This window comes from Chelatococcus sp. KU-N122, assembly GCF_055391085.1.
In genome coordinates this window covers 7,931,845-7,954,843 of the sequence record NZ_AP043981.1, presented here as the reverse complement: position 1 = coordinate 7,954,843, position 22,999 = coordinate 7,931,845, and the positions used below count along the sequence as shown (strand labels likewise).

Below are 22,999 nucleotides of genomic sequence, written 5' to 3'. Positions count from 1 at the left end.
TTGAGGGCGGGGCGAAGCCGGCGTATGTCGTCGCAGGCGCCACCAGACACGTCCCCCAACGCGAGCAAAACGGCGAATGCCTGACCTTCTCCTCGAGCTCTTTTCCGAAGAAATCCCGGCCCGCATGCAGCGCACCGCGGCGCGGGACCTCAAGGCGCTGGTGACCAATGCGCTGGTCGACCGTGGCTTTGTCTACGAAGGGGCCGCGGCTTATGTGACGCCGCGCCGTATCGCCCTCAACGTCGTCGGCCTGCCGGCCGAGGGGCAGGACGTGCGCGAGGAGCGCAAGGGGCCGCGCGTCGGTGCGCCCGACGCGGCGATCCAGGGCTTTCTCAAGAGCGCGGGCCTGACCTCGCTCGATCAGGCGAAGGTGGTTGCCGATCCCAAGAAGGGCGAGTTCTACGTCGCGGTGATCGAGAAGCCCGGCCGGCGGACGCTCGACGTGCTGGCCGAGGTGCTGCCCCAGATCGTGCGCAGCTTCCCCTGGCCCAAGTCCATGCGGTGGGGAGCTGCCTCCGCCGAGCCGGGCGCGCTGCGCTGGGTCAGGCCGCTGCATGCCATCGTCGCCACCTTCGGCCCGGAGACAGAAGAGCCGGAGACCGTGCCGTTCGCCGTCGATGGCATCGTCGCGGGCGACAGGACCCGGGGCCATCGCTTCATGGCCGCCGCGGCCGGGATGCCGGGCCCGATCCGGGTGAAGCGCTTCGACGACTACGTGGCGGCCCTGGAGCGCGCCAAGGTCGTCCTCGACCTCGACCGGCGCAAGGACATCATCCTGACCGAGGCGAAGAACCTGGCCTTTGCCCAGGGGCTCGACCTCGTCGAGGACGAGGGCCTGCTGGAGGAGGTGGGCGGGCTGGTCGAATGGCCGGTGGTGCTGATGGGCACCTTCGAGGAGGAGTTTCTCGCCATCCCGCCGGAGGTGATCCGCGCCACCATCCGCGCCAACCAGAAGTGCTTCGTGCTGCGCCAGGCCGACGGGGCGCTCGCCAACCGATTCTTGCTGGTGGCCAACATCGAGGCGACCGATCACGGCGTCGCCATCGCCGCCGGCAACGCCCGCGTGGTGCGCGCCCGTCTCGCCGACGCGCGCCACTTCTGGGAGACCGACCTCAAGGCCTTGCCGGATTATCGCGCGCGCACCGACCTCAAGCCGCTGGATCAGCGCCTGCAGAAGCTGGTCGATTCCAGGTCGATCTTCCACGAGAAGCTGGGCACCCAGGGCGAGCGCGTGGAGCGCATCGTCACGCTGGCGCAGCGGCTGGCTGCTGTCGTCGGCGCCGATCCCACGCTCGCGAGCCGCGCCGCGCACCTGGCCAAGGCCGACCTGACCACCGAGATGGTCGGCGAATTCCCCGAGTTGCAAGGCCTGATGGGTCGCTACTACGCCACCGCCCAGGGCGAGGACACACGCGTCGCGGCCGCGATCGAGGATCACTACAGGCCGCTGGGGCCGTCCGACCGGGTGCCGACCGACCCGGTCGCCGTAGCCGTGGCCCTGGCCGACAAGCTCGACACGCTCGCCGGCTTCTGGGCCATCGACGAGAAGCCGACCGGCTCCAAGGACCCCTATGCGCTCCGGCGCGCGGCGCTGGGCGTCATCCGTCTCGTGCTGGAGAACGGGCTGCGGCTGCCGCTCGTCGCCACCTGTCACGAGGCCGAGCCGGAGACCGCCAAACGCAGCACGCCGCGCCTGCCCGAAGCGTTCGACGGTCGCATCGTCTCCGCCGACGCCGTCTCGCTGCTCGCCTTCTTCCACGACCGCCTCAAGGTCCATCTGCGCGAGCAGGGCGCCCGGCACGACCTGATCGATGCCGTCCTGTCCCTCGACGGCCAGGACGACCTGCTGCTGATCGTGCGCCGCGTCGAGGCGCTTGGGACCTTCCTTGCGACCGAGGACGGCAAGAGCCTGCTTGCCGGGGTCAAGCGGGCCGCCAACATCCTGCGCATCGAGGAGAAGAAGGACGGCCTGAGCTACGACGCGGGGCCGGACGTCACGCTGATCCTGGAGCGCGGCGAGCCGGCCGAGAAGGCCCTGGTCGAGGCGCTGCATGCGGCGCGCGAGCAGGCCGCCGAGGCGGTCGGGCGGGAGGACTACGCCGGCGCCATGCAGGCGCTGGCCCGCTTGCGCGGCCCAGTCGACACGTTCTTCGAGCAGGTCACGGTCAACGCCGAAGACCCGGCGCTGCGGCGCAATCGCCTGGAGCTGCTGGGCGAGATCCGCACCGCGACCCGAGACGTGGCGGATTTCTCGCGGATCGAGGGGTAGGCCTCGTCACGGGCGGCTCAGGATCTGGTACTGGGACAGCGCCAGCCGTCCCTGAGCATCCAGGTAGGCGCGCCCATAGCGCCCGGCGCGCAGGCCGTCGATCGGTTGGTAGAGCATCGGGCCGATCAGCGCCCGGGCGCCCGGCCGGGTGCACGGAACCTGGATGACGATGCGCTGGCCGCTGCGATAGGTCGTCCCCCGCTCCACGCGATGCACCGTGCCGGCGACCGCGCACTGGCCGAAGCCCTTCGGCTCAGGAGGAGCGCCGACGCGTGCCACCCGGATCACCACCACGTCCGCGGCGTTCTGCCGGGCCTGCTCGTAGAACTGTGGCGGCAGTATCGCAGCGGCCGGCACGACCGATCCTACCAGCGCGAGGAGCACCATCGGAGCCGCACGGCCGAGCCGAGGCAGGCCGCAGCGCGCCGGATACGACGGGCCGCCGCGCTTCCCAGCACAGGATTTCGGGCCCGGCGCCATGGCGGTGCGGGCAATCAAGGCGACAGCCCTGCGAGCTTCATCAGGAGGCGGAACAGGCCGGCGACGACGGCGAGCGCCGCCACGCTGGCGGCCCAGATCGCCACGAGCCAGCCGACGCGGCGGAGCCAATGGCGTCGCTCGGAAACGCTCTGGGACATCAGTGATAGCCCTCGCCAGCCCTCACCTTGCCGCGGAACACGTAATACGACCAGGCGGTGTAGGCCAGGATCACCGGGATGATGAAGAGCGCGCCCACCAGGGTGAAACCTAGCGCCTGCGGCGGCCCGGCCGCCTGCCAGATCGATATGGACGGCGGGATGATGTGCGGCCAGAGGCTGATGCCGAGCCCGCTGTAGCCCAGGAACAGGAGGACCAGCGCCAGCGCGAACGGCACCGCATGCGGTTCGTCGCGCAGGGCGCGCAGCATGAGCCAGGCCGCGATCAGCACCAGGAGGGGCACGGGTGCAAAGAAGATCAGGTTGGGCAGCGAGAACCAGCGCTCGGCCACGGCGGGATGGGCGAGGGGGGTCCACAGGCTGACGACGGCGATGGCGGCGAGCAGCGCCAGCGTGATCGGCCGCGCCAGCTCGATCATGTGCCGCTGCAAGATGCCTTCCGTCTTCATGATCAGCCACGTGCTGCCCAGCAGCGCGTAGGCGACCAGGAGCCCGAGCCCGGTGAACAGGCTGAAGGGCGTGAGCCAGTCGAGCACACCGCCGGCGTAGGCGCCGTCGGCGACCGCGAAGCCGTCGATGAAGGCGCCGAGCGCCACGCCCTGGAAGAAGGTGGCGATGCACGAGCCCCAGGCGAAGGCCTTGTCCCAGAACGGCTTGTGGGCGTCGTCCGCCTTGAAGCGGAACTCGAAAGCGACGCCGCGCCAGATCAGCCCGGCGAGCATGAGGACGAGCGGCAGGTAGAGCGCGCTCAGGATGACGGCGTAGGCGAGGGGAAAGGCCGCGAACAGCGCGGCGCCGCCGAGCACCAGCCAGGTTTCGTTGCCGTCCCAGACCGGCGCCACCGTGTTGACCATGGTGTCCCGTTCGCTCCGCTCGCGGATGAAGGGGAACAGGATGCCGATGCCGAGATCGAAGCCGTCCATGACGACGTACATCATCAGGCCGAAGGCGATGATGACGGCCCAGACCAGGGGAAGATCGATGCCCATGCTCAGCCCTCCGCAGGGGTGGTCGAACGCGGCGCGGGATCGACGTCGTCGGGCGCCGCGGACAAGGGACGCGCCGGGCGCTGGTCCAGCCGCTCCGGCGCGGCGTGCGCGGGCTCCGGCTGCGGGCCGCGGGCCACGAGCTTCAACATGTAGCTGATACCGGTGCCGAACACGGCGACGTAGACGACGATGAAGAGGGTGAGGGTGGCCGAGAGGGCCAGCGCCGAATGGCTCGATACGGCGTCCTTCGTGCGCATGACGCCGTAGACCACCCAGGGCTGGCGGCCGATTTCCGTGGTGAACCAACCCGCCAGGATGGCGATCAATCCGGCCGGCCCCATGGTGACGGCGAAGCGCAGGAACAGCTTCGACCGATAGAGCGTCGCGCGCCAACGGCACCACACGGCCCACAAGCCCAGCAGCAGCATCAGGAGCCCCAGCCCGACCATGACCCGAAAGCTCCAGAATACGATCGTAGCGTTGGGCCGATCCTCGGGGGCAAACTCCTTGAGCCCGGGGACGCGGCCGTCCCAGCTGTGGGTCAGGATCAGGCTGCCGAGGTGAGGCAGCTCGATCGCGTAGCGCGTGGTCTCCGCCGCCATGTCGGGCAGGCCGAACAGGATCAGCGGAACGCTCTCGCCGGGCTTGTTCTCCCAGTGTCCCTCCATGGCGGCGATCTTGGCGGGCTGGTGCTCCAGCGTGTTCAGCCCGTGCGCGTCGCCGATGGCGATCTGCAGCGGAGCCACGACGAGGATCATCCACATGGCCATGGAGAGCATCGTGCGCACGGCCGGCGTGTCGCGCCCCTTGAGCAGGTGCCAGGCGCCGGACGCGCCCACGAACAGGGCGGTGGCGAGGTAGGCGGCGACCGTCATATGCGCCAGCCGGTAGGGGAACGACGGATTGAAGATCACCTTCAGCCAGTCGACCGGCACGACGCGCCCGTCGATGATCTCGAACCCCTGTGGCGTCTGCATCCAGCTGTTGGACGCCAGGATCCATGTGGCCGAGACGAGCGTGCCGACGGCCACCATGATGGTGGCGAAGTAGTGCAGCCCCGGCCCCACCCTGTTCCAGCCGAACAGCATCACGCCGAGGAAGCCGGCCTCGAGGAAGAAGGCCGTCAGCACCTCGTAGGTCAGCAGCGGCCCGGTGACGGCGCCGGCGAAGGCGGAAAAGTAGCTCCAGTTGGTGCCGAACTGGTAGGCCATGACCAGGCCGGAGACGACGCCCATGGCGAAATTGACGGCAAAGATCGTCGACCAGAAGCGATAGAGGTCGCGGTAGACCGCCTCTCTGGTCCACAGCCACAGCCCTTCGAGCACCGCAAGGTAGCTGGCGAGCCCGATGGTGATCGCCGGGAAGATGATGTGGAACGACACCGTGAAGCCGAACTGGATCCGCGCCAGTTCCAGGGCCGTCAGTCCGAACATGCCAGCGCTCCTTTCGCCGTTCGCCGGGGCGGGTGGTGCGGCGCGAGCGCGTCGGACGGCAGGAAGGTGCTACGCCGACGCGTGAGACGCTCATCCATACATATCACGTCAATCGTCGCGCAATGACAGGATACGCTGGTCCGGGCGGCGGGAGGCAGCCGGCATCGGCCGTCGCCGGTGTCCGGCCGGCGCGCCCGCCGCCGCGACGGAGCCCTGAAGCTGGCTGGTTTCACTGCGAGCTCCTTCCTCTCCGGCTTGTCGTGCGGGCCTGACATCGTCCCAAAAGCCGGCGATCACGTCGGGGGATCATGCCCTGGAGAACTTGCTTGGCGATTGGGCGGAATGACCATGCGCCAAGGCGTGTCCCGATCCCAGGAGCCGAGCACGATCCAAGTTTTGAATTTGAAGCGTTATTCGCTCGGGCGCCAGCTCTCGTGTGTGTCTCGTTCTCTCTTATTGTATGCACTACAGAAGCATACAATTAAAAAATTGTATGGATGTAGTCGATCTGGTTCGTGCGCCGATGGGACGCAGGGTGGGGCGGCTGGCCGGTGCCCGCTCGCCCTGTGCGGCCGCTAGCGAAGCGGCTGCGATGGGTATATGTTACAGACGTTCATATTAACGTACAGAGACGCTATAATGATGTATTATACATCAAGTATGCGATGTCCCGCATACATGTCTCACGAGGACGGATGATCACCGCTGCCCAAATGCGCGCCGCCCGCGCCCTGCTCGGTATCGACCAGCGCCAGCTGGCCGAGATGTCCGGCGTCTCCCTGCCGACCATCCAGCGGATGGAAGCGAGCGAGGGCAACGTCCGTGGCGTCGTCGACACGCTGACCAAGGTGGTCGAGGCGTTCGATCGCGCCGGCATCGAGCTGATCGGTGAGCACGCCGTCAGCCGGGAGGGGGGACGGGGCGTCCGCCTGAAGCAAGCCAAGCCGCCGCAGAGCAGCGCCTGATGCCATCGCGCCTGCGCCGACGGCGGCGCGTGCGGGACTGATCCCGCCGCGTCTGCGCGAAAGAGTGGAGACCATGATTGCTCGGAGCCGTGAGCCCACATTCATAGAGCTTTACACACCCAAGCTCGTCACCCGGCTGCGTGAGCCGTACGGCCTCGGTGACCTGAAGGCCGACGCGATCGCCGGGCTGACGGTCGCGATCGTGGCGCTGCCGCTGTCCATGGCGATCGCCATCGCCTCCGGGGTGACGCCGGACCGCGGCCTCTACACCGCGATCGTCGGCGGCTTCGTCGTCTCGGCGCTCGGCGGCAGCCGCTTCCAGATCGGCGGGCCGGCGGGCGCCTTCATCGTGCTGGTCGCAGCGACGGTGCAGCAGCACGGTCTCGACGGCCTGATCCTCGCGACCTTCCTCTCCGGGCTGATGCTGCTGGCGGTCGGCGTGCTGCGGCTCGGCACCTTCATCAAGTACATCCCCTATCCGGTGACGGTGGGGTTCACCTCCGGCATCGCCGTCATCATCTTCGCCAGCCAGCTGAAGGATCTGCTCGGGCTCACCCTTGCCGGCCCGGAGCCCGGCCCGTTCATTCCCAAGCTGGAGGCGCTGGGCCAGGCGCTGCCGACGATCAACGCAGCCGCCGCCGGCGTCGCTGCGCTGGCGATCGGAACCATCGTCATCGTCCGCCGGCTGCGGCCGCACTGGCCGGCCTTCCTCATCGCCGTGGCCTTGGCATCCGTTCTGGCCTTTGCCTTCGGCCTGCCGGTCGAGACCATCGGCACCCGCTTCGGCGGCATTCCGCAGGTGTTGCCGGCGCCGCATCTGCCGGCGCTATCGCTCGCCAAGGTGGTGGCGGTGCTGCCGGCGGCGCTGTCGTTCACGCTGCTCGGCGGCATCGAGAGCCTGCTCTCAGCCGTGGTGGCCGACAGCATGAGCGGTAGCCGGCACCGGTCCAATGCGGAACTGGTGGCGCAGGGCGCGGCCAACATCGCCTCGTCGCTATTCGGCGGCATCTGCGTCACCGGCACCATCGCGCGCACCGCCACCAACGTGCGGGCCGGCGCGCGCGGGCCGCTGGCCGGCGTCTTCCATTCGTTGTTCCTGCTGCTGTTCATGCTCGTGGCAGCGCCGCTGGCGAGCTACATCCCGCTTTCGGCGCTCGCCGCCGTGCTCGTGGTCGTGGCCTGGAACATGGCGGAGAAGACCGAGGTCGCCACGCTGCTGCGGGCCTCGCGCGGCGATGCGGTGGTGCTGCTCGCCACCTTCCTGCTCGTCGTGCTGCGTGACCTGACCGAAGGCATTCTGGTCGGCTTCGGGCTCGGGGCGCTGTTGTTCCTGCACCACATGGCGCGGGCGGTGACGATCGAGCGTCCGCTGCCCCTGGTCGAGGACGATGTCGCCGACACCGCCAACGGTGACCGGCCACCGCGCTACGACCCGGCGCTCGCCTCGGATCCGGACATCGTCGTCTACCGGATCTCCGGCGCGTTCTTTTTCGGTGCTGCGGCGAGCGTCGCCGCGGCGCTCGACCGGATCGGCGAGCATCCCAAGGCCTATGTGGTGGACTTCTCGACCGTGCCGGTGATCGATTCGACCGCCGCCGCCACCATCGAGGGCTTTGCCCGCAAGGCGCACCGGCATCGGGCGTCCGTCTACATCGCCGGCGCGCCGCCGGCGGTGCGCCGCGTCCTGCTCGCCCACGGCGTTCGGCCGCCGGCCGTGCATTTCGAAGGCACGCTGGCGGATGCGCTGGCGGCCGCCCGCAAGGAGACCGCCGCGAAGGCCGTGACGTAGTCGGGGCTGTGCGGCTGCGGCGCGTTTCGCGCCGGCGGCAGGGCCGTCAGGTCGCGGAGCTGTGCTGCCTGACCTTGCCGAAGTGGAGCGACAGGTAGATGCCGATGGCCAGAGCGCCGAGCATCAGCGCACCGAAGCCGGGATCGAGGCCCGCCGCCACCGGATAGTCGGCCAGCAGCCACGCGCCGAGAACGAAGTTCAGGGCGCCCCAGAGGACATTGACCAGCGGAGACGACGGGCCCTTGCCGCGTGGCCTGGCGAACGGCGTCGGAAATACCTCGCCGCGCAGGCCGCACGCCAGGTGTGGAATGCAATTGCAGAGCAGGGCGCCGGCGAGAAAGCGAGCGACGTAGTCCATGATGGAGGCTCCGGTGTCGGCGCGATGCGACGTGCTGCGCGCGCTCTATCAGGTGTCGGACGGGGCGTTGCCGGTGCCGCTGCGGCTGGCGACGAACTGCGCCATGGCCGGCCCGGCGATGAGCACGACGATGGAGCGGACCATCTGCATCGTCATCACGAAGGGCACGTCGACGTTGCCGGCCGCGGCGATGATCGCCACGGAATCGGCGCCGCCGGGACTGGTCGCGAGATAGGCGGTCAGCGGCGTGATGCCGGCGCCGGCGACGAGCAGGGCGGCCAGGCCGCCGCAGATGGCGATCAGCGCCAGCGTGCAGGCCACGATGCGTGGCAGCGCCTTGGCCGCGTGGAGCAGCAGCGGCCGGGTGAAGCGCAGGCCGATCCGCCAGCCGATGCACGCATAGGCCATCGCCACCAGCCAGCGTGGCAGCGCCATCGTCATCCAGCCGAGGCGGACGAGGCAGATGCCGGCGATCAGCGGAAACAACAGGGTGAGCGCCGGCATGCGCAGGCGGCTGGCGAGCCACGGCCCGAAGGCGGCAAGCGCCAGCGTCTCGGCCAACGGCACCCAGGCGACGGCGGGAAACCAGGTAATGGCGGCGGACGCAGGCGTTGCGCCTGCACCCCACGCCTTGGCGACGACCGAGGCGATCGCCGTCACCATGATGACGCGCGTGTACTGCATGAGCGCGACCAGCTGCACGTCGGCGCCGGTGTTCTCCGCAAGCAGCGTCATCGCCGTCGCCGCCCCGGGACTCAGCCCCCAGACGGCCGTGGTGCCGGGCAGGGCACGCAGCCGCGTCATCAGCCAGCCGAGGCCACCGCTCGCCGCGATGACGGACAGCACGCCCACCGCGAACAGCGGCCAATCGTGGATGACATCGCCCGAGATCGATCCCGGCAGCATGCCCGCGATCATGCAGCCGACGAGGCCCTGGGCCAGGGCGAAGGCGTGGCCGGGAAGCTGAATATTGCCGCCAGCGGTGGTGAACGCGATGCCGGCCAGCAGCGGGCCGAGCAGCAGGGCGGCCGGCAAGCCGATCCAGGTCAGGAGAAGGGACAGCGCGGCGGACAGGCCGATCAGCGCGGCCCATTGCGGGGCCGGTTGCAGGCGCCCCAGGCGCGGCATGGGCAAGGACCGCCGGCGGACATCGATCATCGCATCCCCCTTACAGACTCGGACCGCATCATGCTAGAAATGAGAGGGTATCCTCTCATAACGAGAAACTAGAGGGCGGTCTCTCATATGTCAACGGCGCTCCCGACCAGGGGACAGGAGCCAAAGCGGCGGCGGGGGCACCTGCGCGTCGCCGCGATCATGCAAGCCGGCGTCGAGGTGTTCACGGAGAAGGGCTATGACGCGGCCACCATGGCCGAGATCGCCACGCGCTCCAGCACGGCGACCGCTTCGCTCTATCGCTTCTTCCCGTCCAAGGAGGCCCTCGCCGACGCGCTGCTGCAGCAGTACGTGAGCCATGCCCTGGAGGGGCTCGCCGCGTTGCGCGCGCGAGCCGGAACCCTGAAGCCGGAGGAGCTTGCCCAGGCGCTGGTGGACTTCCGGCTGTCACAGCAGACGCGACGCAGCCTGGCGATCGATCTCATCGATGCCCGCAGCGGCAGCGGCAGCGGCAGCGGCGACCGGCGCAAGGCGTTTCGCGCCGCCGTGCTTGCCGCCATGGCCGATACGCTGGAGGCGGCCATTCCCACGCTCACGCGGACGAAGGCCGAGGCCATGGCGTTCGTGCTGCTGCACATCCTCAAGGGGCTGACGCGCATCGAGGAGGAGGAGCCGGCCGTGCGCCCGCGGCTCATGGGCGAACTCACGGAGCTGATCGGCGTCTACCTCGCGTCGGCCCAGCGCGTGGCTGCGGAATAGCTCTCGGGCGCAAACCGTGCAGGAGCCGGTGGAGCCGCATCGCGGGAAGCGATACCCCACTCTCTGACATGATGCGCTCAGACGAGGTGGCGGCGTGCGTTTCCTGACCCTGAGGTATTTCAATGAAGTGGCCAAGCTGGGCTCGATCCGCAAGGCGGCGGACCGGCTGCACGTGGCGCCGTCCGCCGTCAGCCGGCAGATCGCCCAGCTCGAGCACGAGCTCGACGTCGTCCTGTTCGAGCGCTCCAAGCTGGGGGTCCAGCCGACCGCGGCCGGCGTCGTCCTGGCTCGCCAGACGCATCGCATCTTTCGGGATCTCGACCGCGCCCGCACCTCCATCGACGATCTGCGCGGGCTGCGCCGCGGCGAGGTCAGCGTCTGGGTGATCGAGGGCTTCGTGTCGGGGCTGTTGCCGGAGATTATCGCGCAGTTCAACGCACGTTATCCCGGCGTGTCGTTCAAGATCGTCACGGCCTCGACGGACCGGATCGTCGAGGCCTTGCTGGAGGACGAGGCCGATATCGGTATCGCCTTCAACGCGCCGCCGCGGGCGGAAATCCAGGTGATCGCCGAATACGCAGAGCCGATCTACTGCCTGGTGTCGTCCGCGCATGCCTTCGCAGGGCGGTCGCACGTGACGTTCGCCGACATCTGCAGCCAGCCGCTGGCCATGTCGGACCACAGCTTCGTCCTGCGGCAGATCTTCGAGCGGGCCGTCGCCAAGCGGCGGCTGGCGCCCAACATCATCGTCACCACCAATTCGCTGGAGCTGACCCAGCGCATGGCGGCGACGGGGCGGGCGGTCGCCTTCATGCCGGCCTTGACGGTGATCAAGGAGCTGGGCTCGGGCGCCCTCGTCGCCATCCCGATCGCGGAGCCGGAATTCGAGGTGGCGCGGTCCAGCATCAGCGTCCACCGCGACCGGCCGCTGCCACACGCGGCCGGCGAATTCCTGAAGCAGCTCACCAAGGAGATCAAAGGCTTGTCGCCGCCGCCGCGCGCGACGAACGATCCCCGGACGGGTTCGACTTGAACCGGACGTGTTGCCTTTTCGGCATTCCGTCATGACCAATTCTGAACTTTTAACAACGCCTGCCCATCCGTAGCCTCCCTTCATCAAATGCAAGGAGAGGTGAATGGCGGACCGCCACGAGACGCAGTTTCCCAAGCCGGCCCTGGCTTCGGCCAGTCGACGGACCGTGCTGCTTGGCGCCGGCGCGGCGGGTGTGGCGATGGCCCTCGGCCGGATGGGCAGTGCCTCGGCCGAGGGCGCCAAGGTGGTGAAGATTTCCGAGGCCATCCACCTCGGCATCTACGCCTCGATCTACGCGGCCAAGCAGGGTGGCTTCTTCTCCAGGCATGGCCTCGACGTCACCATCGCCTCGGCCGGCGGCATCGCCGCGGCGGTGCCGGTCGTGCTCTCCGGCAACGCCTCGTTTGCGGTCACCGGCACCGGCATGTCGGTCAACGCCGCCAATGAAGGCGCCAAGGTCGTCAACGTCGCCAAGATCGTCGGCGGCATGGCCATGTGGGCGGTGGCCAAGCCCGGCACCAAGGTCGCCGGCGTCGAGGATTTCAAGGGCAAGACCATCGCGACCCTGAAGTTCCCGTCATCGACGATGCAGGTGCCGACCTATGTCCTCAAGAAGAACGGCCTGACCCCGGAGACGGCCGGCGTGAAGTTCCTGCAGCTGCCGCAGGGCGCGCAGGCCCAGGCGGTGCTCGATGGGCGCGCCGATTTCGCCTCGATGTTCGAATGGGACGTGAGCATCGCCAAGGCGCAGTTCGGCCTGGAGCCGGTGCTGTCGCTCGGCGATTTCATCGAGCCGGCGGCCTTCACCTCGACCATCGCCACCCGCGCTCTGGTGGACAAGGACCCGGGACTGATCCAGGCCTATTGCGACGCCTTGGCCGAGACCCAGGCGGCGTTGCACACCGACCGCGAGCTGTTCGTCTCGTCGGCGCTGAAGGAGTTCCCGCAGCTCACCGAGGCGGTCATCCGCTCGGCGGCGGAGAACCTGCTCGTGCGCTCCAAGGCGATCCCCAAGAGTCCGACCCTCTCCAAGCAGGAATGGGATGCGGACCTCGCCTTCGAGCTCGACGGCGGCTCCATCAAGCAGGCCCGGCCGTACGAGGAGATGGTCGACAACAGCTTCGCCGAGAAGGCGGTGGCCAAGCTCGGCAAATCGGGCTGAGCCCTGACCGTTCGCAGGCCGGCGCGTCGCGGTGCAGTCGTCGTGGCGCCTGATCGGCCTCAGCAGAAATGGGCGGACCCGAACGCGGTTGCTGTTCGCAAATGCCAGCCAAGACCTTTTGAATACTTGCAGGAGTTCCGAATCCGTCGACGGGCGAACTTGGACGTTCTGCTGAGGGAGCGCAACCCATGTCGTTGAACCTGCCTGCCCGCCCGGAGGCGGTCGGCTTCGAGCTCAGCCGATCCGCCTTGATCGTCGTCGACATGCAGAACGGCTATTGCTCGCCGGGCGGCTACTTTTCGCATCTGGGCGTCGATCTTGCGCCGACCGAACAAGTGATCCCGATCATCCGCCGGCTCGTCGACACCGTGCGCGGCGCCGGCGTGCAGGTGGTCTGGCTGCAGAACGGCTGGGATCCTGCGCTCAAGGAGGCCGGTGGGGCGGGCTCCGTCAACCAGCGCAAGGGCAATTCGCTCAAGCTCATGCGCAACCGGCCGGAGCTGGCCGGCAAGCTCCTGACCAAGGGCGGCTGGGACTATCAACTCGTCGACGGCCTTACGCCGGAGGATGCCGACATCGTCGTGCCCAAGCCGCGCTACAGCGGCTTTGCCGGAACGGCGCTGGACAGCATCCTGCGCAGCCGCGGTATCGACACGCTGCTCGTCTGCGGCGTCGCCACCAACGTCTGCGTGGAGTCGACCATCCGCGACGCCTTCTTCAAGGAGTTCTTCCCTGTCCTGGTCCGCGACGCCTGCTACCAGGCCGGGCCGGACTTCATCCAGCAGGCGACGATCTACAACGTCGAGCAGTTCTTCGGCTGGACCGCCACGGTCGACGATATCGCCGCCGCCTGCAGGCCGGACCTCGCCGCCTAAACCAGCCCAGTCCTTCCCGACAGGAGACGTTGCCTTGCCGTTCGAGACGATCATCCCGCCCGGATCGCCGCCGCCGCTCGCTCCCTACAGCCCCGGCACCAAGGCCGGCGGCTTCATCTACGTGTCCGGCACGCTCGCCATCGGCCCGGACGGCAACGCCGTCGGCCCGGGCGACGCGACGGCGCAGACCCGGTTCGTCCTCGATACCATCAAGTCGGTGGTCGAGGCCGGCGGCGGCACGCTGGCGGATGTGGTCTTCAACCAGATCTTTCTGAAAGATCTCGCCGACTACGCGGCGATGAACGCAGTCTACAAGGAGTACTTTCCGACCAATCCGCCGGCCCGCTACTGTATCAAGGCAGACATGGTCCGGCCCGAGTTCCTGGTCGAGATCGCCACCACGGCCTATGTCGGAGGCTGACATGTCCTCGACCGACGCGATGGCGCCGCCGGCGCCGCGGGCGGCGAAGGCCGCCGTGGCCAAGCCGAAGCGCAAGGCCTCCCTGCGCGGCCGCATCCTGGCCTACCAACTCGTCCTGCTGGTGGCCTTCCTCGGCCTGTGGGAGATCGCCATCCGGGCGGAGTGGATCCCGGTCTACCTCTATGGCCAGCCCTCCGGCATCTGGCGCGAACTGGTCAAGGGGCTGACCAGCGGATCGCTGCTGCGCGACAGCTGGGTCACCGCCCAGGAGACGGTGATCGGCTTCCTGATCGGCAGCATCCTGGGGTCGGCGGCGGGCCTGCTGCTGTGGCTGTCGCCGACCGCGGCCGGCGTGCTGCGGCCGGTGCTGGTGGCCCTCAACGGCCTTCCCAAGATCGCTCTGGCGCCGTTGATCATCGTCTGGTTCGGCATCGGCATCGAATCGAAGATCGCGGTCGCGGCGATCATCACCTTCATCGTTGCCATGATCACCAGTGCTGCCGGCGCCCGGGAAGTGGACACCGACTACGTGCGCATGCTGAAGGCGCTCGGCGCCAGCCGCCTGCAGATATTCCGCATGGTCATCCTGCCCGGCTCGCTGCCGTGGATCGCCTCGGCGTTCCGGCTGAACATCGGCTTCGCCATGATCGGCGCCGTCGTCGGCGAGTATATCTCCGCCGAATCGGGGCTTGGATACTACGTCTATTATTCCGGAACTCTGTACAACCTCAATGCGGTCTGGGGCGGCATCTTTGCGCTCATGATCCTCGCCCTGGTGCTCGACTTCATCGTCGGGCAGGTCGAGCGCCGCATGACATGGCGATAGGGAGGAGCGTCATGCCGCTGGCCAAGCTTCCGGACATCGACATCCACTACGACATCATGGGCGTGGGCGAGCCGGTGCTGCTGGTGGCGGGCCTCGGCGGCGCTGCCTCCTACTGGGCGCCCAACGTGCCCGCCTTCGCCGAGCGCCATCAGGTGGTGCTGCACGACCATCGTGGCACCGCCAAGAGCACGCGCTGGGAGGGCCGCTACTCGGTCGAGCTGATGGCCGACGACCTGCTGCGCCTGATGGACGCCATCGGCATCAACAAGGCGCATCTCGTCGGCCATTCGACCGGCGGCGCCATCGGCCAGGTGCTGGGGGCCATCGCCCCGGATCGCATCGCCAGCCTGGTGCTCTACGCCACCTGGGCCGTGCGCGATCCGCACATGGCGCGCTGCCTGGAGATGCGCCGCCGTGTCGGCCACGCCATGGGCACGGCCGAATACCACCGCACTACGCCGCTGTTCCTCTATCCGCCCTATTACATCCGGGACAACGAGGCCGCGCTCGATGCGGAGATTGCCGCGAGCATCGCCAATTCGACGACGCAGGCGATCATCGACGCCCGCATCACCGGCATCCTCGCCTTCGACGGCATGCCGTACTACGACCGCATCCGTTGCCCGACGATGGTGCTGGTGACCGAGGACGACCTGCTGACGCCGCCCTACGCGTCGGACACGATCGCCGAGCGGATCGACGGTTCGGAGCTGGTGAAGCTGCCGCGCGGCGGCCACGCGCTGTCCCGCTCGGAGCCTCCCCTGTTCAATCGTCTGGTGCTCGATTTCCTGGCGAGAAACGCCATGGCGAAGGAGGCTGTCCATGAGCGGGCCTGAAACCGAAATCGTCCTCCGCGCCCAGGGCGTGGGCATGACCTTCGAGGCCGAGTCCGACGCGCCGGTCAACGCCATCGCCGACATCGGCTTCGAGCTCGGCAAGGGCGAGGTCGTCGCCATCGTCGGCCCGTCCGGCTGCGGCAAGACCACGCTGTTCAATATCATCGCCGGCCTGCTCGAGCCGACGCGCGGCACCATCCACGTCAACGGCAAGCCGGTCACCAGCGCCACCGGCCACGTCGGCTACATGCTGCAGAAGGACCTTCTGCTGCCGTGGCGGACGGTGCTCGACAACGTCATCATCGGCCTCCAGATCCGCAAGGTGCCGCGCAAGCAGGCCGAGCGCGTCGCCCGCGAACTGATCGAGGCCTACGGCCTGAAGGGCTTCGAGGACAGCCGCCCGTCGGCGCTCTCCGGCGGCATGCGCCAGCGCGTCGCCTTCATGCGGACGCTGGCCTTCAGCCCGGATGTCATCCTGCTCGACGAGCCGTTCTCGGCGCTCGACAGCCAGACCCGTCTGATCCTGCAAGCCGACATGGCCCGCATCATCCGCGAGCGCCATTGCAGCGTGGTGCTGGTGACGCACGACGTGGGCGAGGCCATCACCATGGCCGACCGCATCGTCGTCATCACCAGCCGGCCGGGCCGCGTGAAGTCGATCCACCACGTCGGCATCCCGTCCGAGCTGCGCCACCCACTGAAGATCCGCCAGCAGCAGCGCTTCAACGCCCTGTACGAGACCATCTGGGCCGAGCTCGGCATCGAGCTGGCGGCCTGAGGGGGGAAGCCCTGCGCGCGACCGTCGCCGAAAACGTCGCCGTCGCGCTCAGCCCCTGGGAGCGGCCCCGGCCGGCGCACACATTCGCCCCCGTCCCGAAGCTCTGGCCCCACGTCGCGTAGCGCTCGTCGAGCAGATCCGGCACGTTGGGCACCCGGTTTCTCGGCGTGGCGCCGGTGCTCCGTCGCCATGGATTCCTGCCCGTTGATCGTCCGCCCGTGGAACACCGCGCGGCAAGCTGCGGCGTGCATGCAGAAGGCATGGCTCCCGCATGAACGGAAGCGGCGCGCGGTGGTGCGGCCCCTGCATCCGGATCGGCGGACGCGCGTATGGATGGCTGACGGTCGACTGGACGCTTGCAAGTATCTTACGTCTGCCCGGCCCAAGCGCAAGCGCATACTTTGCAGGTCAGTGTAGAGAAATATGGAGTGTATTTTACTCGGCGGATCGAGGAGATGAGGCGGATATGCAGGAGATTGAGCGTTGCAATCAGTACAGAACGTTATCACGCCGCGAGGCCTGCCGATCGCTGAGGATATGGCTCGGCCATTTGAATCATTAAAAATAGCTCGAGATCTACTCAGAACGGGGCCGACGGCGTCGTTGGCAACACTCGATCCAAGCGGCTATCCCTACAGTACGGTGACCAATATTGCTGTCGAACCGAGCGGCACGCCGTATTTTTTCGTCGCAGGCCTTGCGCTGCACGCCCGCAATATCGCGGTGGACAACAGGGTTTCACTGACGCTTTTCGCACCCGGCAAATCCGATGTGCTAACGAAGCCTCGCCTGACGCTCGTTGGCTGTGCTGTGCGAATTGCGGATCGTGAGCTCGATCGCGCCAAGGATCGGTATGCGGCTCGCTTTCCCAAGGCAAAGCTTTATCTCTCCTTGCCGGATGCGCTGCTTTACCGCCTGCTGATCGAAGATCTGCAATTCAATGGCGGGCCGGCCAGGAACGCGGTGACGGACGTCACGCCGGAAACGCTCCGCACGGATCTGTCGGGCGCGGAGGCGCTGGTCGACGCTGAAGACGCCCTGGTCGACCGCTTGAATTCGACGGCCGGCCTCCCGGCTCGGCTCGCGACCCGGGCAGGCGCCGGAGCCGGCAACTGGGCCGTCTGCGGCATCGATCCGGATGGTATCGACTTGACGTGCACGCATTCGAACGCGCGCTTCTGGTTCGAAGCGCGTCTGACGACCCCGCAGGACCTGCGCGATGTCGTCCATGCTGCCGCGACAGAATAGGGGCCCCTTCTCTCTTGGAACGGTACATCCGAGCCGCCCGTGAGCGCCTGAAGCCCACTCAAATCCGGCTGTCCGCAGCCGCTCGTCAGCGGCATCCTCCAGCCGGAGCGAACAGTGAAGGGAACGAGCGTGGATCGGAATTGGCGAGCGGACTTCGAAACGGCGATGGGCGAGGCGTTCGCGGAGGCGGTCTGCCCGCCCATACCGTTCGCCCTCGCCTCACCCCACGAATGCTGCGAGGTCATTTGGGAGGTCGTGGGCGCCGACGTCACGCCGAACGCCCTGGCCGCTCTTTCGGGCGCGGAACTCGCTGGCCTGGCCGCCCGGTTCGGCAGCTATTTTGAAGCGCAGCCGCCGTCGCTTGCACAGGTGAAGGAAGCGATTGCGCGGACTCTGGCCCGATGGCCTGCGGCATCTGGATGAGGAAGGCGTTGACCGGCGCAATGTCGGCAGTGCGCACGCCGGCGCGGCAGGCCCATCTGGGACCATGATTCTTTGAGCGCGACGGGTGGTCGGGGCAAGCGCGGCCAAGACGTGATGGAGGCGGAAAGCCTTTATCTTCAACGTCATGGCCGGGCTTGACGCGACCGTCCATCCACTCGAGTGACCGGATCAGCCCCGGGCCAGCAGGCGCTCGATGGCTTCCGCGGCCCAGGCCAGGTTCTGGTCGATGCGGCCGCGCAGGTGGTCGAGATCGACGCCCTCCGCGCTCTTCTTGCCCTCCCTGTAGCGGGCGTAGACGCCGTGAACGATCGCCGCGGTCTTCCACCGGTTGAAACCGGCATAATAGTCGAGCCGGGACAGGTCCCGCCCGGTGCGTTCGGCATAGCGCGCGGCCAGCTCGCGGCGCAGCGGGAAGCCGGGCACGGCGGTCGCGCTATCCGGGACGACCGGGAAGCCCTGCTCGGGATCGGGCCAGGTGTTGAGCGCGTAGGCGAGATCGGCCAGCGGATCGCCGAGCGTGGAGATCTCCCAGTCGACCACCGCGGCGATGGTGTGCTCCGGACCGGTCAGGCAGTTGTGCAGGCCGTAGTCGCCGTGCACGACGCGGGCCGGTCCCTGGTCGGGCAGGTTCTCGAGGAAGAACTTCTGCAGCGTATGCGCCCTTGGATCGTCGTACTTGGCAGGCGCGACGGAGGCCGTCCACGACTGGTACCAGGTCTTGAGCTGGCGACCGACATAGCTGTCGCGCTTGCCGAGGTCGCCGAGACCGACCGTGTCTGGATCGAGCGCGTGCAGATCGGCCAGCACGTCGATGAACGAATGGGCGAGCTTGACCCGCTGGCCCTCGGGCACGAGACGGTCGGTGTCCTCGGCGGTGTAGAGCGGCCGGCCGTCGACATGACTCATGACGTAGAAGTGGGCGCCGGTGACGCTCTTGTCGTCGCAGAAGGCGATCGCCCGGGGCACCGGCACCGGCGTCGGCCCGAGCGCGGTGATCAGCTTCCACTCGCGGCCCATGTCGTGCGCCTTGGGCAGCAGCTCGCCAAGCGGCGGCCGGCGGATCACCGCCTTGCGGCCGTTCCTGTCCTCGATCATGTAGCTGAGATTGGAATGGCCGCCGGGCAGGCGCGTCCACGCGAACGGCGGCTCGAGCTCGCTGGTTTGGCGCGTCAGCCACGCGGTGACCGCCTGCGTATCAAAGCCGGGCGTTGCCCCGCCCTCGGTCTGCTCGGCGCTCGTCATTGCGTCCTCCCGGCCGGTTTATCGTATTGCAGCGTTCCACATCGCAAATGGAGCGGGAGCCGTCGAGTCCCGGTCGTCCTTAGCCGCGGCGGTTGAACAACGGGTTGGGAACCCGCGGCTGGGCCGCCGCTCCGCCGGCCGTGCGCTGCGTCACCAGGTGGTCGATCGGCTGCAGGATCTTGCCGGCCGCGATCAGCACCGCGTCCGGCGAGTACGCCTGCGTGAATTCGTAGCCCGCGGCCTTGGCCTGGCGGATGAAGCCGTCGAGCTTGGCGATGGGCTGCTCGGCCACGCCGCCGGGGTTCATGGCGATGTCGTGCAGCACCATGGTGGTCCATTCGCGGGTCGCCATGTCGGCGAGCGCACGCTTGTCCCAGTCACCGCCCTCCCAGTCCCGCGGCACCGAGTTGTACAGCACGCAGGTGTAGCCGCCGGCGAGGAAGGCCTCGACGTCGACGGGCTTGAACACGCGGCTGTCGAGCACGCCGCCGTAGCAATAGGGCCGCACCAGCAGGGCCGGATCGGCGAGGTCGCCGAGCTGGGCGAAGGTCGGCGCCACCTCGAACTCCACCGCATCGTCCCGGTCCACGTCGCCGAACGAATAGGCGTGGTAGTAGGTGTGGTTGCCGATGCGGTGGCCCTCGCTCTTGGCCCGCCGCAAGGCGGCGTGCGCCTCGGGCTTCAGCCTCAGATTGCTGCCGATGGCGAAGAACGTGGCCTTGATGCCGTGGGCGGCGAGCACGTCCAGCACGTGATGGGTGAACGGCGGCTCCGGGCCATTGTCGAAGGTCAGCGTCAGGCGCTTCATCGGGCTCTCCTCCGTGAATGGGCGCCCCGGGTGGCCGTGATGGCTCCGGGGCGTCTCGTTGCTTCAGGCGGCGGCCGCAGCTGCCGGCTCAGTCGCCGGCGGTGATGACTTCGCCGGTGGGCTTCCAGGTGGTGCCTTCGAAACGCGACAGCTGCATGCTCTTGATCGGCGGCGAGCCGTTGTCCGGGCTGGTCGCCGCCTTGATTCCGGGCAGCAGCATGCCGGGCGTGAAGTTGAGGTTGCGCGCCTGCTTCATGATGTTCTCCCGGGAGAGGTCGTCGCCGCACTGCTCCAGCACTTTCACCAGCCCCTGGGCGGCGATATAGCCGTAGGCGGCCCAGGAGTCCTTGTCGTCGACGGTGGGCGCGTACTTCTTCAGCAAGGCGAGATAGGCCTGATAATCCGGATCGTTCTGCCAGCGGCTGTCGCTCGGATCCTTCAGGATGAAGGCCGAGATCAGCCCTTGCGACTTCTCCAGCCCGGCGGGTGCGAGCGTGCCGGCCACGGTGTTGGTGTTGGTGCTGATGACGTGCAGCGGCTTCCAGCCGATCTCGTAGACCTTGCGGATCGCCTGGGCACCGAACTTGGGCGTGGCGTGGGTGAACAGCACGTCGGCACCCGACGCCTGCAGCGTCAGGATCTGGGAATCGACGGTCGCGTCGCTCACCTGGTAGCTCGCCTCAGCCACGATCATGCGCTTGGCGTTGTCGGCGCCGAGCCCGGCCTTGAAGCCGCGCAGGTAGTCGCGACCGGAATCGTCGTTCTGGTAGAGAATGGCGATCTTGCCGTTCGGCCGCTCCTTGAGCACGTACTTGGCGTAGATCTTGGCCTCGGACTCGTAGTCGGGCAGCCAGCCGATGGTCCAGGGGTAGGTCTTGAACTCGGTCCAGATCGTCGCGCCGGTGGACACGAACAGCTGCGGCACCTTCTTGTTGTTCAGATATTTGTGGACGGCGAGATTAGTCGGCGTGCCGACGCTGCCGAACACGGCCAGGACCTCGTCCTGCTCCACGAGGCGACGGGTCTGCTCCACCGTCTTCGGCGGCGAGTAGGCGTCATCAAGGCTGATGAACTTGACCTTGCGCCCGTTGATGCCGCCCTTGTCGTTGATCATGTCGATATAGGCCGCCTCGACCCGGCCGATGACGCCGTAGGCGGAGGCAGGGCCGCTGTAGGGCATGGTCTGGCCGATCTTGATCTCGCTCGGCGTTCCCTGGGCGTTGGCTGCGGCGGGCAGGCCCAGCACGGCGGCCAGGCCGGCCGCGCAAATCATCTGTCTCATCGTTTCCTTCCTCTGCTTGACTGTCCGCCGGCCCGCGCTCGCACCCCGGCGCGGCCTGACGTCAGGACGTCCTCACCTTTGTTTTTTCGCGCTCGCGCAGCTCGCGGCGCAGGATCTTGCCGGTGGTGGTCATCGGCATAGCGTCGATGAACTCGATCTCGCGCGGATACTCGTGCTTTGCCAGACGGCTGCGCACGGTCTTGCGGATGTCGTCGGCAAGCTCCGCACTCGGGGCGTGGCCGGGCGCCAGGATGACGAAGGCCTTGATCGTCTCGGTGCGCACCGGATCCGGCACACCGATGGCCGCAGCCATCACCACGGCAGGATGGCGCACCAGTGCGTCCTCGATCTCGCCCGGCCCGATGCGGTAGCCGGAGCTGGTGATCACGTCGTCGCCGCGGCCCTGGTACCAGAAGTAGCCGTCGTCATCCATGGTCGCCATGTCGCCGGTGATCATCCAGTCGCCGGCGTATTTCTCCGCCGTCGCCTCCGGTCGTTTCCAGTATTCGAGGAACATGGCTGGGTGGCCGCGACGGAAGGCGAGGTTGCCCGTCGTGCCCGGCGGCAGCTCCTCGCCGGCGTCGTCGACGATGGCCGCTGCCTGGCCCGGCACGGCCTTGCCCAGCGACCCCAGCCTGGGCGGCAGCACCTGCCAGCAATTGCCCATGGCCATGTTGCACTCGGTCTGGCCGAAGCCCTCGTTGATGTTGATGCCGAGGGTGCCGTTGGCCCACTCGAGCAGGTCCTTGCCGACCGCCTCGGAGCCCGACACGACGGCGCGGAGCTTGACGTCGCGCAGGTGGGCGGAGCCCGACTGGCGCATCAGCTTGAGCATGGTCGGCGTCAGCATCGCCGTGCGGACCTGGTGCTTGGCGATCATCCGCAGCGCCTCGTCGGCATCGAAGCTCGATGCGCGCCACGTCAGCACCGGCACGCCCGCGTACCAGCCGGGCATGAGGATGTTCATGAGGCCCGCCAGCCATGACCAGTCGGCGGGCGACCAGGTGATGTCGCCGGGCTGGGGAAAGAAGTCGAGCATGAACTCCACGCCCGGCATATGGCCTATGAGCACCCGATGGCCGTGCAGCGTGCCCTTCGGCAGCCCGGTCGTGCCGGACGTGTAGCTGATGAAGGCGGGCGTGTCGGGCGTGAGGGAGAGCGTGTCGAACCGGTCCGACGCCCGCTCGGCGCTGCCCCAGAGCGACTGCGCCCCGACGTCGTCGCCGTCGATCAGGAACACCGCCGCGAGACCCGGCGCCTGATCGCGGATTTCGGCGATCTTGGCGTAGTTCTCGCGGTTGGTGATGACGACCTTGGCGCCTGCGTCGTTGAGCCGGTAGAGCAGCGCATCCGCTCCGAACAGGATCGAGGTCGGGATCGACACGATCCCGGACTTCCAGCAGGCGAGGTGGGCGATGGCGGTCGCCGGGTCCTGGCCGAGCAGGATCATGACGCGCTCGCCCTGGCCGACGCCGACGTGGCGCAGCAGGTTGGCGATGCGGTTGGCGGCGCGCTGCACGGCGAGGAAGGTGTAGGTCTCGACCGTGCCGTCCGCCTGCTCATGGATGAGGGCGACGCCGTCGGGTGTCGCCGCCACGTGGCGATCGCTCACGTCGTGGGCGATGTTGTAGGCGGCGGGAATGCGCCAGCGGAACGCCGCGCACATCTCCTCGTAGGTCTGCTTGCGTTCGATCAGCATGGGAGATCTCG

Annotated in this window: 23 protein-coding genes; 13 read left to right on the top strand and 10 right to left on the bottom strand. The window is 67.9% G+C overall.

Going from position 1 to position 22,999, the window contains the following annotated elements:
• Window positions 1-76: 76 nt before the first annotated feature.
• Window positions 77-2,269, top strand: a complete 2,193-nt coding sequence (glyS, locus tag ACZ5PO_RS35905) for a glycine--tRNA ligase subunit beta (RefSeq protein WP_464187525.1) — start codon at window positions 77-79, stop codon at window positions 2,267-2,269.
• Window positions 2,270-2,275: 6 nt separating this feature from the next.
• Here glyS and ACZ5PO_RS35900 read toward each other — a convergent pair whose 3' ends face one another.
• The 4 genes from ACZ5PO_RS35900 to ACZ5PO_RS35885 all read right to left on the bottom strand — a co-directional run bounded on the left by ACZ5PO_RS35900 (window position 2,276) and on the right by ACZ5PO_RS35885 (window position 5,347).
• Window positions 2,276-2,626, bottom strand: coding sequence for a hypothetical protein (locus ACZ5PO_RS35900; RefSeq protein ID WP_464187523.1), 351 nt, complete (start codon window positions 2,624-2,626; stop codon window positions 2,276-2,278).
• A gap of 137 nt (window positions 2,627-2,763) precedes the next feature.
• A complete protein-coding gene (locus tag ACZ5PO_RS35895; RefSeq protein WP_464187522.1) occupies window positions 2,764-2,907 on the bottom strand; it encodes a DUF2474 family protein in 144 nt (47 codons plus the stop codon).
• Window positions 2,907-3,914: a cytochrome d ubiquinol oxidase subunit II gene (gene cydB, locus ACZ5PO_RS35890; protein ID WP_464187521.1), complete on the bottom strand. Its 1,008-nt coding sequence runs from the start codon at window positions 3,912-3,914 to the stop codon at window positions 2,907-2,909. The genes ACZ5PO_RS35895 and cydB overlap by 1 nt, the downstream gene beginning before the upstream one ends.
• 2 nt (window positions 3,915-3,916) lie before the next feature.
• Window positions 3,917-5,347, bottom strand: a complete 1,431-nt coding sequence (locus ACZ5PO_RS35885) for a cytochrome ubiquinol oxidase subunit I (RefSeq protein WP_464187520.1) — start codon at window positions 5,345-5,347, stop codon at window positions 3,917-3,919.
• 695 nt (window positions 5,348-6,042) lie between these two features.
• On the opposite strand from ACZ5PO_RS35885, the gene ACZ5PO_RS35880 reads away from it, so the two are divergent.
• Window positions 6,043-6,312: a helix-turn-helix domain-containing protein gene (locus ACZ5PO_RS35880; RefSeq protein WP_464187519.1), complete on the top strand. Its 270-nt coding sequence runs from the start codon at window positions 6,043-6,045 to the stop codon at window positions 6,310-6,312.
• Window positions 6,313-6,385: 73 nt separating this feature from the next.
• Complete coding sequence (locus ACZ5PO_RS35875; RefSeq protein ID WP_464187518.1) at window positions 6,386-8,101, top strand: SulP family inorganic anion transporter; 1,716 nt, start codon at window positions 6,386-6,388, stop codon at window positions 8,099-8,101.
• A 46-nt stretch (window positions 8,102-8,147) separates the two neighbouring features.
• Here the strand turns inward: ACZ5PO_RS35875 and ACZ5PO_RS35870 are convergent, their stop codons facing one another.
• Both ACZ5PO_RS35870 and ACZ5PO_RS35865 read right to left on the bottom strand, forming a co-directional pair.
• Window positions 8,148-8,459 carry a hypothetical protein gene (locus tag ACZ5PO_RS35870; protein ID WP_464187517.1) on the bottom strand — a complete coding sequence of 104 codons (312 nt, stop codon included), beginning with the start codon at window positions 8,457-8,459 and terminating at the stop codon, window positions 8,148-8,150.
• A gap of 48 nt (window positions 8,460-8,507) precedes the next feature.
• Window positions 8,508-9,617, bottom strand: a complete 1,110-nt coding sequence (locus ACZ5PO_RS35865; RefSeq protein WP_464187516.1) for an AbrB family transcriptional regulator — start codon at window positions 9,615-9,617, stop codon at window positions 8,508-8,510.
• Window positions 9,618-9,704: 87 nt separating this feature from the next.
• On the opposite strand from ACZ5PO_RS35865, the gene ACZ5PO_RS35860 reads away from it, so the two are divergent.
• From ACZ5PO_RS35860 to ACZ5PO_RS35815, 10 genes are all read left to right on the top strand, one after another.
• On the top strand, window positions 9,705-10,334 hold the full coding sequence (locus ACZ5PO_RS35860) for a TetR/AcrR family transcriptional regulator (protein ID WP_464187515.1): 630 nt from the start codon (window positions 9,705-9,707) through the stop codon (window positions 10,332-10,334).
• Window positions 10,335-10,428: 94 nt separating this feature from the next.
• Window positions 10,429-11,367 (top strand): LysR family transcriptional regulator, encoded by a 939-nt coding sequence (locus ACZ5PO_RS35855; protein WP_464187514.1) that lies wholly within the window; start codon window positions 10,429-10,431, stop codon window positions 11,365-11,367.
• Between the two features lie 103 nt (window positions 11,368-11,470).
• Window positions 11,471-12,529: an ABC transporter substrate-binding protein gene (locus tag ACZ5PO_RS35850; protein WP_464187513.1), complete on the top strand. Its 1,059-nt coding sequence runs from the start codon at window positions 11,471-11,473 to the stop codon at window positions 12,527-12,529.
• Window positions 12,530-12,717: 188 nt separating this feature from the next.
• The gene (locus tag ACZ5PO_RS35845) at window positions 12,718-13,404 is read left to right on the top strand and encodes an isochorismatase family protein (protein ID WP_464187511.1); all 687 of its coding nucleotides are present in this window, start codon (window positions 12,718-12,720) and stop codon (window positions 13,402-13,404) included.
• Window positions 13,405-13,438: 34 nt separating this feature from the next.
• Window positions 13,439-13,825 (top strand): pyrimidine utilization protein C, encoded by a 387-nt coding sequence (rutC, locus tag ACZ5PO_RS35840; RefSeq protein WP_464187510.1) that lies wholly within the window; start codon window positions 13,439-13,441, stop codon window positions 13,823-13,825.
• A gap of 1 nt (window position 13,826) precedes the next feature.
• Complete coding sequence (locus ACZ5PO_RS35835; protein ID WP_464187509.1) at window positions 13,827-14,651, top strand: ABC transporter permease; 825 nt, start codon at window positions 13,827-13,829, stop codon at window positions 14,649-14,651.
• An 11-nt stretch (window positions 14,652-14,662) separates the two neighbouring features.
• Window positions 14,663-15,487 carry an alpha/beta fold hydrolase gene (locus tag ACZ5PO_RS35830; protein ID WP_464187507.1) on the top strand — a complete coding sequence of 275 codons (825 nt, stop codon included), beginning with the start codon at window positions 14,663-14,665 and terminating at the stop codon, window positions 15,485-15,487.
• Window positions 15,474-16,265, top strand: coding sequence for an ABC transporter ATP-binding protein (locus tag ACZ5PO_RS35825; RefSeq protein WP_464187506.1), 792 nt, complete (start codon window positions 15,474-15,476; stop codon window positions 16,263-16,265). The genes ACZ5PO_RS35830 and ACZ5PO_RS35825 overlap by 14 nt, the downstream gene beginning before the upstream one ends.
• A gap of 483 nt (window positions 16,266-16,748) precedes the next feature.
• A complete protein-coding gene (locus tag ACZ5PO_RS35820) occupies window positions 16,749-17,513 on the top strand; it encodes a HugZ family pyridoxamine 5'-phosphate oxidase (RefSeq protein WP_464187505.1) in 765 nt (254 codons plus the stop codon).
• A 114-nt stretch (window positions 17,514-17,627) separates the two neighbouring features.
• Window positions 17,628-17,936, top strand: a complete 309-nt coding sequence (locus tag ACZ5PO_RS35815; RefSeq protein WP_464187503.1) for a hypothetical protein — start codon at window positions 17,628-17,630, stop codon at window positions 17,934-17,936.
• A gap of 189 nt (window positions 17,937-18,125) precedes the next feature.
• Here ACZ5PO_RS35815 and ACZ5PO_RS35810 read toward each other — a convergent pair whose 3' ends face one another.
• From ACZ5PO_RS35810 to ACZ5PO_RS35795, 4 genes are all read right to left on the bottom strand, one after another.
• Window positions 18,126-19,199 (bottom strand): phosphotransferase family protein, encoded by a 1,074-nt coding sequence (locus ACZ5PO_RS35810; RefSeq protein ID WP_464187502.1) that lies wholly within the window; start codon window positions 19,197-19,199, stop codon window positions 18,126-18,128.
• A 79-nt stretch (window positions 19,200-19,278) separates the two neighbouring features.
• Window positions 19,279-20,007: a polysaccharide deacetylase family protein gene (locus ACZ5PO_RS35805; protein ID WP_464187501.1), complete on the bottom strand. Its 729-nt coding sequence runs from the start codon at window positions 20,005-20,007 to the stop codon at window positions 19,279-19,281.
• Between the two features lie 88 nt (window positions 20,008-20,095).
• The gene (locus tag ACZ5PO_RS35800; protein WP_464187500.1) at window positions 20,096-21,289 is read right to left on the bottom strand and encodes an ABC transporter substrate-binding protein; all 1,194 of its coding nucleotides are present in this window, start codon (window positions 21,287-21,289) and stop codon (window positions 20,096-20,098) included.
• A 61-nt stretch (window positions 21,290-21,350) separates the two neighbouring features.
• Window positions 21,351-22,988, bottom strand: a complete 1,638-nt coding sequence (locus ACZ5PO_RS35795) for an AMP-binding protein (protein WP_464187499.1) — start codon at window positions 22,986-22,988, stop codon at window positions 21,351-21,353.
• Between the last annotated feature and the right edge of the window lie 11 nt (window positions 22,989-22,999).